General features: G+C 72.0%; 11 protein-coding genes. 5 read left to right on the top strand and 6 right to left on the bottom strand.

Translation table 11 applies throughout. The features are described 5' to 3' along the window. Window positions 1–731 precede the first annotated feature (731 nt). Window positions 732–1,889 carry an ROK family protein gene (locus ACFY0D_RS22880; protein WP_390799906.1) on the bottom strand — a complete coding sequence of 386 codons (1,158 nt, stop codon included), beginning with the start codon at window positions 1,887–1,889 and terminating at the stop codon, window positions 732–734. A 55-nt stretch (window positions 1,890–1,944) separates the two neighbouring features. On the opposite strand from ACFY0D_RS22880, the gene ACFY0D_RS22875 reads away from it, so the two are divergent. From ACFY0D_RS22875 to ACFY0D_RS22860, 4 genes are all read left to right on the top strand, one after another. Then, complete coding sequence (locus tag ACFY0D_RS22875) at window positions 1,945–3,192, top strand: MFS transporter (protein WP_390799905.1); 1,248 nt, start codon at window positions 1,945–1,947, stop codon at window positions 3,190–3,192. An 81-nt stretch (window positions 3,193–3,273) separates the two neighbouring features. Beyond that, window positions 3,274–4,668, top strand: coding sequence for a uracil-xanthine permease family protein (locus ACFY0D_RS22870; protein ID WP_390799904.1), 1,395 nt, complete (start codon window positions 3,274–3,276; stop codon window positions 4,666–4,668). Between the two features lie 75 nt (window positions 4,669–4,743). Beyond that, window positions 4,744–5,385 carry a DUF5995 family protein gene (locus ACFY0D_RS22865; RefSeq protein ID WP_390799903.1) on the top strand — a complete coding sequence of 214 codons (642 nt, stop codon included), beginning with the start codon at window positions 4,744–4,746 and terminating at the stop codon, window positions 5,383–5,385. 49 nt (window positions 5,386–5,434) lie between these two features. Continuing rightward, window positions 5,435–6,028: a hypothetical protein gene (locus ACFY0D_RS22860; protein WP_390799902.1), complete on the top strand. Its 594-nt coding sequence runs from the start codon at window positions 5,435–5,437 to the stop codon at window positions 6,026–6,028. 242 nt (window positions 6,029–6,270) lie between these two features. On the opposite strand, the gene ACFY0D_RS22855 is transcribed toward ACFY0D_RS22860, so the two are convergent. The 3 genes from ACFY0D_RS22855 to ACFY0D_RS22845 form a co-directional block, all read right to left on the bottom strand. Next, window positions 6,271–7,983 carry a flavin monoamine oxidase family protein gene (locus tag ACFY0D_RS22855; protein WP_390799901.1) on the bottom strand — a complete coding sequence of 571 codons (1,713 nt, stop codon included), beginning with the start codon at window positions 7,981–7,983 and terminating at the stop codon, window positions 6,271–6,273. A gap of 42 nt (window positions 7,984–8,025) precedes the next feature. Continuing rightward, window positions 8,026–8,826: a carbon-nitrogen hydrolase family protein gene (locus ACFY0D_RS22850; RefSeq protein WP_189740431.1), complete on the bottom strand. Its 801-nt coding sequence runs from the start codon at window positions 8,824–8,826 to the stop codon at window positions 8,026–8,028. A 190-nt stretch (window positions 8,827–9,016) separates the two neighbouring features. Beyond that, window positions 9,017–9,415, bottom strand: a complete 399-nt coding sequence (locus ACFY0D_RS22845) for a hypothetical protein (RefSeq protein WP_390799900.1) — start codon at window positions 9,413–9,415, stop codon at window positions 9,017–9,019. Window positions 9,416–9,808: 393 nt separating this feature from the next. Here ACFY0D_RS22845 and ACFY0D_RS22840 point away from each other — a divergent pair, with 393 nt between their 5' ends. Beyond that, complete coding sequence (locus ACFY0D_RS22840) at window positions 9,809–10,519, top strand: GNAT family N-acetyltransferase (RefSeq protein WP_390799899.1); 711 nt, start codon at window positions 9,809–9,811, stop codon at window positions 10,517–10,519. 13 nt (window positions 10,520–10,532) lie between these two features. Here the strand turns inward: ACFY0D_RS22840 and ACFY0D_RS22835 are convergent, their stop codons facing one another. Then, window positions 10,533–10,988, bottom strand: coding sequence for an Lrp/AsnC family transcriptional regulator (locus ACFY0D_RS22835; protein ID WP_007262967.1), 456 nt, complete (start codon window positions 10,986–10,988; stop codon window positions 10,533–10,535). A gap of 16 nt (window positions 10,989–11,004) precedes the next feature. Then, complete coding sequence (locus tag ACFY0D_RS22830) at window positions 11,005–12,489, bottom strand: amino acid permease (protein ID WP_390799898.1); 1,485 nt, start codon at window positions 12,487–12,489, stop codon at window positions 11,005–11,007. Between the last annotated feature and the right edge of the window lie 215 nt (window positions 12,490–12,704).

Below are 12,704 nucleotides of genomic sequence, written 5' to 3'. Positions count from 1 at the left end.
CACGGGAGGCGTCTGACGCCTGACCGGGGCGAAGAGGGCTGGCACAGCGGCTATTCCGTCATGGATGCGGGTCAGCGCGAGTGGGTGACCCAAGAAGCCGACAGTTTGCCCCAATTACACCTGTTTGAGTGTGGGCTTGTGGAGTGATGCTCGCGCTGACCCGGTTCTGTGACGGAATAGCCGAGCTGCCGGCCGTCCGCCCCTCTCAGCGGCTCTCATCGACAACGGACGGGCGCCGGTCGCGGTCGTGGAGAAGCACGTAGCGATCTGGGGCGGCCTATGTCCAGCCCCGGACGGTCGTCGGACGCTGAGAGATGAGGAGCGCGTAGCGATCGGGCGCGCTTCCCCCGACACGGGCCCTGGACTGGATGGGCCCCGCCTCTCGGACGTGCCCACCCCGGGATCTCCATGCGCATCTCTGACCGCCCCGTCCTGATCCTTGAACACCCGGCCCGTTCCTTTGGGGGTTTCCCGGCAGTCTTCGTATGTCCGGGGCGGGACGGTCGGTCAAGGGTGGAGCGCAGCGACATCGCGAAGCGACGCGACGACGAAGGAGGAGCGCCCTTGAGGGACCGGCCCGACACGGAGAGACGATGAGACTGACGGGAAACCCCCATACGCCTCCCTGATTCCGATCAAGCAGCTCCCGCCCACCCCCGCCCCCGCCACACCTCCCCGACCCGCCCCCACCCGACCAACCCCCGCCCCCGCCCCCGAAGCCAGCCCCCGCCCTACCCCCCGAACAGCACCGCCTGCGCGGCCTCCCGCGCCGCCAGTTCGGCTCCCGCCAGGACCGCCGGGTCGCCCAGGGTCGTGGCGCGGATCTCCGTCGGGACCGGGGTCAGTTTCGCCACGCGGTGGGCGACCCGGGCGGCCAGGGCGGGGCCGCCTGCGCGGCCCAGTTCGCCCGCCAGGACCACGCAGCCCGGGTCCAGGATCGCCGCGGCCGCCGCCGCGCCCAGCGCGAGCCGTTCGGCCAGGGCTTCGAGGAAGGCCTCCCCCGCGGCTCCCGCCACGGCCTCCTCCGCCGGCCCCGCGAAGCCGTGGGCGCGCGCCAGCGCGGTCACGGCTTCGCGGCCCACCAGGGCGTGGAATCCGCCCGCGCAGTCCTCGGCCGACGGCAGGCCGGCGGTGCCCGGCACCGGGAGGAAGCCGATCTCGCCCGCCCCGCCGGAGGCGCCCCGGCGCAGCCGGCCGTCCAGGACCACGGCCGCGCCCACGCCCGCGCCGAGCCACAGCAGGACGAAGGAGTCCAGGTCGCGGGCCACGCCCAGGCGCTGCTCGGCGAGGGCGGCCAGGTTGGTCTCGTTCTCGACGACGACCACGGCGGGCAGGCTCCGCTGCAGGGCGGTGACCAGGTCCCGGTGCCAGGCCGGGAGGCCGCTGGTGTCGCGGAGTTCGCCGGTGGCCGGGGCGACCAGGCCCGGGGCGCCTATGACGACGGTGTGCAGTTCGGCGGCTCCGGCTTCACGTGCGGTGCGCAGCAGGGCGGCCACCGCGTCCTCGGGGGCGCCGACGGGCAGGGCGGCTTCGGCGAGGGGGCGGCCCAGGAGGTCGGTGACGACGGCGGTGACCCGGTCGGTGCGCACGTCGAGGGCGGCGAGGTGGGCGCGGTCGGCGACGATCCCGTACAGCTTGGCGTTGGGGCCGCGGCGCTGTTCGCCGGATTCGCCGGCGACTTCGATGAGTCCGGCTTCGGTGAGCCGGTCGACGAGGTCGGCGACCGAGGGGCGGGAGAGGCCGGTCATGGTTTTGAGCTGGGTGGCCGTCAGCGGCCCGGATTCCTGGAGGAGTTGCAGGGCGAGGCGGTCGTTGATGGCCCGGGCCGTGCTGGGCGAGGCGGGGGACGGTGCCGGGGTGGCGGTGGGGGCAGGAGTCACGGAGCCCATCCTAGGGAGTCGGGCCCATTATCTATCAGGCAGGGTCCCTGATAGTTTAATCGTCATGACCGGGGACACCGACCTCAGCCCGGCGCGCCTGCGCCATGCCCGCTATGCCATCGCCGCCGTCTTCTGCACCCACGGTGCCGTCACCGGCTCCTTCGCCACCCGCATCCCCTGGATCCAGGAGCATGCCCAGCTCAGCGCGGGCACCCTGGGCCTGGCCCTGGCCGCCCCCGCCGTGGGCGCGGCCCTCGCGATGCCGCTGGCGGGCCGGATCAACCACTGGCTCGGCGCACGCGCGGCGCTGCGGGCCCTGCTCTCGCTCTGGACCCTCTCGCTGATCCTGCCGAGCCTCGCGCCGAACCTGCCCACCCTCTGCTTCGTGCTCTTCGTCTACGGGGCCACCGCCGGCATGTCGGACGTGGCGATGAACGCGCTGGGCGTGGAGACGGAGAACCGGCTGGGCCGCTCGATCATGTCCTCGCTGCACGGCATGTGGAGCGTGGGCGCGCTGCTCGGCTCGGCCGCCGGTACCGTCGCCGCGCACACCGGGGCCGACGCCCGGCTGCACCACCTGGTCGCCGCGCTGGTCCTGACGGCGGGCGGACTGTTCGCCGTACAGGGTGTGCTGGACCTGAGGGCCGGCCAGGACGCGCAGGCGCCGCCACACTTCGCGCTGCCGCCGAAGTCGGCGCTGCTGATCGGGGCCGTCGGGTTCTGCGCGGTCTTCGCCGAGGGCGCGAGCCTGGACTGGTCGGCGGTCTACCTGCGGGACGTCCTGCACACGGACGCGGGGCTGGCGGCGGCCTCCACCACCGCCTTCGCGCTCACCATGGCCCTGGCCCGGCTGGTCGGGGACCGGGTGGTGGACCGGTTCGGGGCGGTGCGCACGGTCCGGGCGGGCGGGGTGGTGGCCACCGCGGGCGGGCTGCTCGTGGTCGGGGTCCGGCATCCGGCGGGTGCGCTGGCGGGGTTCGGGTTGATCGGGCTCGGGATCGCGGTGGTGGTCCCGCTGGCCTTCGCGGCGGCGGGGCGCAGCGGGCCGGCCCCGGCGCAGGCCATCGCCGGTGTCGCGACGATCACGTACACCTCGGGGCTGATCGCCCCGTCGGCGATCGGCGCGGTGGCGGACGCGACCTCGCTGGTGGTGTCCTTCGGACTGGTCACCCTGCTGGCGTTCGCGCTGATCGCGGGTGCCGCGGTACTGCGCCAGGGGCCGCCGGTGGGGCAGGCTGGAGGCGATCCCGGCGGGGTGACGGCGAAGTCCGGCCCCACCGAGATCGACGAACCTGCCCAAACCCGGCCGTAACATGTCGACTGGCCGCAGCGGCACGTACCCGTGCGCTGCGGCCTCGATGTGTGTGCGGCAGCCGGAGAAACGGAGTGGAACATGGGCCTCGGCGTGGGCTGGACCCTGCACGGAGACGGGCGGACTCCCGCCCCCGGGGCGGTGGTCCGGCCGGAGGAGCGGCTGTCGTGGCCGCGGACCGCCGGGTTGGGCGCGCAGCACGTCGTGGCGATGTTCGGCGCGAGTTTCGTCGCTCCGGTCCTGATGGGCCTGGATCCGAACCTGGCCATCATGATGTCCGGTGTCGCGACGGTGATCTTCCTCCTCGCGACGCGCGGCCGGGTCCCGTCGTACCTGGGCTGCTCGCTGTCGTTCGTCGGTGTCGCGGCGGCCATCCGGGCCGCGGGCGGGGACAGTGCGGTGGTCACGGGCGCCGTCTTCGTCGTGGGCGTGGCGTTGTTCCTGGCGGGCCTGGTGGTCCAGCGGTTCGGCGCCCGCGTGATCCACACGGCGATGCCGCCCATCGTGACGGGCGCGGTGGTGATGCTGATCGGCTTCAACCTGGCGCCGGTGACGGCGAGCACGTACTGGCCGCAGGACCAGTGGACGGCGCTGCTGACGATGCTGTTCACGGGAGCGGCCGTGGTCTGTCTGCGCGGTTTCTGGTCGCGCATCGCGATCTTCCTCGGTCTGCTCTTCGGGTACGGGATCTCCTGGCTCTCCGACCTGCTCTTCGGCAAGATCCACACCACGCTGGGCGGGGAGGCGGCCGTCGACCACTGGCGGCTCGACCTCTCGGCGGTGGCCAAGGCCGACTGGATCGGGCTTCCGTCCTTCCACGCACCCGCGTTCGAGTGGTCGGCGATCCTGATCGCCCTGCCGGTGGTGATCGCGCTGATCGCCGAGAACGCGGGCCACATCAAGGCCGTGGGCGAGATGACCGGCGATCCGCTCGACGACAAGCTGGGCACGGCGATCGCGGCGGACGGCGCCGCGTCCATGCTGTCCACGGCGGTCGGCGGCCCGCCGAACACCACCTACTCCGAGAACATCGGGGTCATGGCGGCCACCCGGGTCTACTCCACGGCGGCCTACTGGGCGGCCGCGGGCTTCGCGCTGCTCTTCGGGCTGTGCCCCAAGTTCGGTGCGATCGTCGCCGCCATCCCTGGCGGGGTGCTCGGCGGCATCACGGTCATCCTCTACGGAATGATCGGCCTGCTCGGCGCGCAGATCTGGCTCAACGGCGGGGTGGACCTGCGCAATCCGCTGAACCTGGTGCCGGCCGCGGCGGGCATCATCATCGGCATCGGCGGCGTGAAGCTGCAGATCACCGACACCTTCGAGCTGGGCGGCATCGCGCTGGGCACGATCGTGGTGATCACCGGCTACCACGCACTGCGCTACCTCGCGCCCGCGCACCTCAAGCAGGAGCCCCTGCTCGACGAGGGCACCTCCGGCTACGACGAGCCCGGGGACGGCCAGGACAAGCCCCGTTGACGGTGTTTCGCCCGAACCGGGGAAGCGTACGGCCAAGTTCCCCGGATCCGCGTCCGCGCCTGCGACTCTGCCCCCATGGATGCGGTGCTGGCGCGGATGCGCGCCCTGGAGGAGCGGCTCCCGCCGCAGGACGGCGTCGCCGTCTTCAACCGGGTCTACCTGACGGTGACGGAGACCCTGCACCGGCGGATCGAGCACGGCGCCTTCCCGGCGCCCCGGCGGGCGGAGACGCTCAGCGTGCGGTTCGCGGAGCGGTACCTGACGGCGGTGGAGGCGGACCGGGCCCCGGCCTGCTGGCGTCCGCTGCTGCAGTACCGCCGCCACCCCGGGATCCGTCCGCTCCAGCACGCGCTGGCCGGGATCAACGCGCACATCGGCCATGACCTGGCGCTCGCGGTGGTGGCCACGTGCGGTGAGCTGGGCTGTGAACCGCGGGCCCTGGAGGCGGACTTCGACCGGGTCGGCGACACGCTGGTCTCCCTGGAGGAGCACATCCGGGAGGACCTGATGCCGGGCCCGGACCTGTTGGAGATCGCCGACCCGCTGACCCACCTGGTCGGCTCGTGGAGCCTGGAGCGCGCCCGCGCCGGGGCCTGGTCGGCGGCCCGGCTGCTGTGGACGCTGCGCCGGGCGCCGGAACTGGCCGAGGAGTTCACGGATTCCCTCGACGCGGGTGTGGGCCTGGTCGGCCGCTGCCTGCTGACCCCGCGGGGCTGAGACGCCCGCCGCCCCCGGGTCGTCGCGGGCCGCCGGATAGGTTCGCCGTATGACGACGCTTCTCCTCGACGGCGGGCCGGTCGCCCCGGACGCCCGGGTCAGCCGGACCGGCGGGGTGCCGACGGCGCCCGCCGGGACCGTGTGGCCGGTGTGCCGCGTGTGCGCGGGACCGCTCCAGTTCCTCGCCCAGATCGTGCTCGGCGACGCCGCCCCCGCGGGACCCGGCGTGCTGGTCCTGTTCATGTGCGCCCACCGGCCCGGGCGGTGCGAGCAGTGGAGCCCGACCGCGGGCGGCAACCTGGCCCTGCTGCTGCCCGCCGGGGACCTGGTGTCCGTACCGGCGCCCGACGCGGACGAGGACGTCCTCGGGCTGGGCGCCGTCCGCGCGGCCGTACCCGCCCCGGCGGCGCCGGACGGCGCCGCACCGGCCGGGCGAACGGTCCTCGGCTCGCTCGGCGGCGAACCCGACTGGCTCCAGGACGACGAGACGCCCGACTGCCCCGGCTGCGCCCGGCCGATGACCTTCGTGGCCGGCCTGCGGGAGGGACCGGAGCCCACCACCGCCATGAACTTCGGCTCGGGACGGGCCTACGTCCACGCGTGCGCCCCCTGCGGGCGGGCCGCGCTGCTCTGGCAGTGCTGACCTAGGCCGTCTCTTTCGGATCTTGCCGGTTAAGCCCGTGTCGTCTGGTGCCGTGCATCGCAAGGCGGAGGGGCGCCCGAGTACTGGACGTACTTGGGTGCCCCGACAACGCGGCGAGGTGCGGTGCCAGACGGCGCGGGTCAGGCAAGATCCGAAAGAGACGGCCTGGACCCCGGGCATGAGAACGGGCCGTCCCCGAGCTGCTCGCGCGGGGACGGCCCGTGGCCTGGGGACCCGGAGGATCAGTCCTCGGGGAGTTCGACCGGGGCGATGTCGTCGTAGACGTCGCCCGGGCCCAGGTTGGTGGAGTCCGTGGAGCCGCCCAGGTGGTGCATGACGCCCCAGACGGCGTTGAGGGCGGTCTGGACCGCGCCCTCGGCCCAGCCGGCCGTCCAGGAGATGTCGTCGCCCGCGAGGAAGATGCCGCGCTTGTCCTCGGGGAGGCGGTCCTGCATGAAGTGGGTGAACAGGCGGCGCTGGTAGCGGTAGTGGCCCGGGAGGTTGGCCTTGAACGCGCCCATGAAGTAGGGCTCGTCCTCCCAGGAGACGGTGACCGGGTTGCCGATGATGTGGCGGCGGATGTCGACCTTGGGGTAGATCTCGCCGAGGGACTTCAGCATGACCTCCATCCGCTCGTTCGCGGACAGCGGCAGCCACTTGAGGCTGTCGTCGCACCAGGTGTACGAGAGGCAGATGACGGCGGGCTTGTCCGGGCCGTTGTCCAGCAGGTACGTACCGCGGGTCATCCGGTCGGTCAGCGTCATCGACATGACGTCGCGGCCGGTCGGGTTCCCTGCGTCGTCGACGGCCTTGTCCAGCCAGAACGGCCGGTCGACGGGGACGAACAGCTTGGACGACTCCATGTAGTGGGTGCGCTCGATCGCCGTCCAGTGGTCGATCGGGAACAGCGTGTCGTCGCACTCGATCTTCGACAGGAGCATCCAGGACTGGGCCGTGAAGATCGCGGCGCGGTACGTGCGGATGTCGCCGGAGGAGTCGGTGACCGTGATGCGGTTGCCGGCCGTGCGGTGCAGGCGGGTGACCGCCGGGCGCGGGGTGCCGCCGTGCAGGGAGGACAGCGAGGTGCCCTGGGCCCAGTGCACGATCTTCTCCGGCTCGCGCTCCCACAGGCGCAGCGGCAGCTGCTGCGAGCCGCCCACGATGCCGCGGTGGTGGTCGTCGGCCTCGGTGTAGACGACGCGCAGGATCTCCAGGATGGAGTTCGGGAAGTCGGTGTCCCAGCCGCCCGTGCCGAAGCCGACCTGGCCGAAGATCTCGCGCTTGCGGAAGGACTTGAAGGCCTCCGACTTGCAGAGGAAGCCGTAGAAGGTCTCGTCGTCGAGCTTCTCGACGAGCTTGGCCCAGATCTCGCGGATGCGCGGGACGTCCCGCTCGCGCATCGCGGTGTTCATGTCGGAGAAGTCGGCGCCCTCGTCGAGGCAGGCGTTCCAGGCGGCGGACACGTCGCGGTAGATCTGCGGGAGGTCCGCGATCGTCTCGGCGTAGTGCGTCTCGCCCTTGAGGTCGACGACCGTCGAGGGGGTGGACTCGGCGAGCGGGTTCGGGAAGGGCTCCGTGACCAGGCCGACGAGGTCGATGTAGTGCTGCAGGGCCGTGGAGGACGGCGGGAAGCGCATGGCGCCCATCTCCGCGGTGAGGCCCTCGGTCTCGGCGCCTTCGAAGCCGACGGTGCGCAGGCGGCCACCGATCTGGTCGGCCTCGTAGACGACGGGCCTCAGGCCCATCTTCATCAGCTCGTACGCGGAGATGATGCCGGACAGCCCGCCGCCGATGACGGCGACCTCGGTGCCGAGCTCGGTCGCCGGTATCTGGCCGAGGCCCGCCGGGTGGGCGAGGAAGTCGTCGTACGCGTACGGGAAGTCCGGACCGAACATGGTGATCGGCGGCTGTCCGTCGCTGTGCGGGACGGCGGTGGTGGGCACCGTGGACGTCATGGGGGTACGTCTCCTTGCGGCAGGGCTGGGGGAAGAGAGGTCTTAGACGAGGGAGGCGTAGAGCCCGGGTCGGCGGTCGCGCAGGTAGGGGTTGTTCTCGCGCGAGGCCGACAGCAGCTCGGGGTCGGCCTCGCCGAACACCAGCTCCTCGCCGCGGCCGGCCCGGGTCCGGGTGACCCCGTCGGGGCTCGCCAGGCAGCTGAGTCCGACGAACTCGAACTCGCCTTCCGGGCCGGTGCGGTTGACGTACGCGATGTACATCTGGTTCTCGAAGGCCCTTACGGGGACGAGCTGTTCGGCGACGAACTGGAACGGGTGCATCTGCGCGGTCGGCACCAGGAGGAGGTCGGTGCCGGCGAGCGCGTGCGCCCGGACGTTCTCGGGGAACTCCACGTCGTAGCAGATCATGATGCCGATGCGGAGGCCGTTCAGGTCCGCCTGGACGACGGGGGTGTCGCCGGGGGTGAAGGCGTCCTGTTCGAAGCAGCCGAAGAGGTGGGTCTTGCGGTAGTTCGCCAGCGCCGCGCCGTCGGGGCCGATGAGCTGGGCGGCGTTGTAGACGACGCCGTCCGCGCCCTCCGGGTAGCCGTACAGGACGGCGATCCCGTGGCGGCGGGCGATCTCGCCGATGGCCTGGGCGGAGGCGCCGTCGGCCGCTTCGGCGAGTCCGGGGATGTCCTGGAGGTCCAGCGCGTAGCCGGTCAGGAACATCTCCGAGGTCACGAGGAGCCCGGCCCCGCTCTGTGCGGCGCGCGCCGCTGCCTCGTCGAGCGCCTTGAGGTTCTCGGCGGTGTCGCCGAGAACGCCGGAGCTCTGGAGGAGGGCGGTGCGCAGCGGGGGCATGGGCTACCTCTGTGACAGGCGGGGAGGGGGTCATAAAACGGTACGTTCGCGCGTTCGATCCGGACAAGCCGTGAGCGTTGCGCTCCGCGCATCGATTCGTTGCGTGTTCCCCGACCGACGCGGCGATTCGTTGCGCGGGACCCCCTGGCTCCCCTGGTGGACCTTGTACGGCCCCTGCCGCGCCTCGCTGCTAGGAGCCGGTGCGGAAGGCCGGGTGGGTGGCCAGGAAGCGCAGGTCGTCGAGGATGTCGGGGGTGTGGCCGGAGACGACGCGGCCGCTCCAGGTGTCGACGAGGGCCGGGACGGTCAGGGCGCCGTCGAAGTGGTGGCCGGTGGCCTCGTAGGCCAGCCGCAGTGCGGTGTACTCGGCCTCCCGGGGGTCGGTGCCGAGGACGGTGGCGGTGATCGAGTGGGTCAGGCCCAGCGCGGCGAGGGCGGCGGTGACCTGCTGCGAAGGGAGACAGTCGGCGCGGAGGTAGAGGTGGTAGCGGTGCGGTACGGGGGAGAAACCGGCTCCGATGCGGCCGCGCGGGGCGGGTGCCGGGCCGGTGCGGGGCAGCGGGGTGCGGGGCAGGACGGTGTGCGACATGACTCTCCTGGGGTGGAGGACAACACGACTGGGCCCCGGGCGGCGGCGTGCGCGCGCCCGGTCCGGGTCACTCGTCTCTGAGAGGGGTCAGCCGCGCGGGCCGAAAGCGCTGCACACCCGCAGGAGGTCGATGTGCAGGCGCCGGGTGAGCCACCAGCGCCGGAGGGTCCGGGATCGCGTGTCCGCGTCCGTGTGCGTGTCCGCCGTCCGAGCCGTGTCCACCGCCGCCACCCCCGTCCTGTCCTCGGCCGCCCCCGTCCGGTGCTGGTTAGGCTTCCGGTGGCGGGCGCTGTCCGTCATGGCCGTCCCCCGCAGTCTCGTGGCGGCGCCCGGGGCCGTCAAGAAGGCGGTCACGACCCGGACGCCGTCGCCTATGGAAGGAGTCCCGCACCCATGTCCCCCGAGAGCGGCACGCTGTGCGGCAGTGAAGTACTCGACAATCCGGTCTGGTCCGCGCTGACCGGGCCGCACCGCGCATTCGCCGAGTTCGCGCCGGCGGGTCTGGCGGCCCGCTACACGCTGGACACGTCCCCGTTCTCGGCGCTCGCCGATCCGCAGGACCCGCGGGCGTGGGCGGATCTGGCCGCGCTGGCCGGGCCCGGGGAGGAGGTCTGGGTGACCGGGCTGCTGACCCCGCCGCCGGGGTGGCAGACGCTGGTGACCGTTCCGGGTGTGCAGCTGGACGGGCGGGGGGTACGTGCCGGGGCGGCGCCGGAGGCGGTGGCACTGGGGCTCGCGGACGTACCGGAGATGCTGGAGCTGGTGGAGCTGACCAAGCCCGGCCCGTTCCTGGACCGGACGGTCGAGCTGGGCACGTACCTCGGGATCCGTCACGAGGGCCGGCTGGTCGCGATGGCCGGGGAGCGGATGCGGCCGGAGGGCTGGTCAGAGATCAGCGCGGTGTGCACGCACCCGGACCACCGGGGCCGGGGCCTGGCGGCCCGGCTGATACGCGCGGTCGCGGCGGAGGTCCGTGAGCGCGGCGAGCGCCCGTTCCTGCACGCGGCGGCCGCCAACACCGGGGCCGTGCGGCTCTACGAGTCGATGGGCTTCACCCTGCGCCGCAGCCCCCTGTTCCTGGGGGTGCGTACCCCGCAGGTGTGACCGCCGGGAGCTGTCACGCGGGTGCGCCCGAGGTGAAGCGGCGCAGGAGCGGGGAGAGGACGAGCACCGACTTGGTGCGTTCCACGAACGGCTCGCCCGCGATGCGTTCCAGGACCCGCTCGAAGTGGCGCATGTCGGAGGCGAAGACCTGGACGAGGGCGTCCGCGTCGCCGGTGACGGTCGACGCGGACACCACCTCGGGATATCGCTCCAGTCCTCGCCGGATGTCGTCCGGCGAGGTGTTGTGCCGACAGTAGATCTCGATGAAGCCCTCGGTCTCCCAGCCCATGGCGGCCGGGTCCACGCGGACGGTGAAGCCGGTGATGGCGCCTTCGGCGCGCAGCCGGTCCACGCGCCGCTTGACGGCGGGCGCGGAGAGCCCGACCTCGGAGCCGATGTCCGCGTAGGAGCGGCGGGCGTCCTCGGCGAGGGCGTGCACGATGCGTTCGTCGAGATCGTTCAGTCGCACGGGGGGTGAATCACTTCTATTCAGCGGCCTCCGCGGCCGTGGCGGCCAGGCCGGCCACAGTGGCCAGGCTGGAGCGGCGCATGCCGTAGAAGAAGTAGATCACGAGCCCGACGGCCATCCAGCCACCGAAGACCAGCCAGGTGATTCCGGGGAGCTCCGTCATCAGGTAGGCGCAGAGGAGGAAGCCCACGATCGGGGTGACCGGGAAGAGCGCGACCTTGAAGGTGCGGTTCATCTCGGGGCGGGTCTTGCGCAGGATGATGACGGCCACGTTGACCAGGGCGAACGCGAAGAGCGTGCCGATGCTGGTGGCGTTCGCCAGCTCACCCAGCGGGATGAAGGCGGCGAGCAGTCCGCAGAAGAGGCAGACGATGATCGTGTTGACGCGGGGGGTGCCGGACTTCGGGTCGACCTTGGCGAAGGCCTTGGGCATCAGGCCGTCGCGGGACATGGCGAAGAGGATGCGGGTCTGACCGTAGAGGACGGCGAAGACGACGCTGGCGATGGCGACGACGGCGCCCGCGGCGAGGATGACGCTCCAGAAGGAGTGTCCGGTGACGTTCTCCATGATCTGCGCCAGGGCGGCCTCGCTGCCCTCGAACTCCTGCCACGGCATGGCGCCGACGGCGACCAGGGCGACGAGGCAGTAGATCGCGGTGACGATGGCGAGCGAGAGCATGATCGCGCGCGGCAGGTCCTTCTTCGGGTTCTTGGCTTCCTCACCGGCGGTGGAGGCGGCGTCGAAACCGATGTACGAGAAGAACAGCATGGAGGCGGCGGTGCTGATCGCGGTGACGCCGAGCGGGGCCAGCGGGGTGTAGTTGCCGGCCTTGATGCCCATGAAGCCGATGACGCAGAAGAGCACCAGCGTCACGATCTTGACGGCGACCATGATCGAGTTGATCCGGGCGCTCTCCTTGGCCCCGCGGAGCAGGAAGACCATGCAGAGCAGGACCACGACCAGGGCGGGCATGTTGATGTAGCCGCCCTCACCCAGCGGGGCGGAGAAGCCCTCGGGGATGGTGAAGCCGAGCGTGCCGTCGAGCAGCTCGTTGAGGTACTGGCCCCAGCCGACGGCGACGGCCGCGACGGAGACGCCGTACTCCAGGACCAGGCACCAGCCGCAGACCCAGGCTATGAGCTCACCCATGGTGGCGTAGGCGTAGGAGTACGAGGAGCCCGAGACGGGGATCGAGCCCGCGAGCTCGGCGTAGGAGAGCGCCGAGAAGAGTGCGGTCAGGCCCGCGACGATGAAGGCGATGAAGACGGCCGGGCCGGCGATCGGGGTGGCCTCGCCGAGGACGACGAAGATGCCCGTGCCCAGGGTCGCGCCGATGCTGATCATGGTCAGCTGCCACATGGTGAGCGACCGCTTGAGCGCGCCGCCCTCACCCTGGCCGCCCTCGGAAACCAACTGCTCCACCGGCTTGCGGCGGAGCAGCGGGTTGACGGGCCTGCGGGCCTCTGAAGCGAGCGGTGGCGCCTGGCCGTGGTCGAGCACGAGGGGACTCCTTGTCACTGCGGATCGGGGAGGTCAGGGGAGGCGTCGACCGCGACGATCCGGAGCAGGGCAGGGCCCGTCGGAAGAAGGGTCTGCTCATGGGGGACCGCCGAGCAGGCGATCCGCGCCACTCCACGTACAGCGAGTGAGCCTACGAGCTGAGTGATACCGCCCGTAATGGACCATCCTTGCACATTGACGCACGATCGTTGCGC

The organism is Streptomyces sp. NPDC001502, from assembly GCF_042894785.1.
GTDB classification, from domain to species: domain Bacteria; phylum Actinomycetota; class Actinomycetes; order Streptomycetales; family Streptomycetaceae; genus Streptomyces; species Streptomyces kutzneri.
This window is presented reverse-complemented; position numbering and strand designations above follow the sequence as displayed.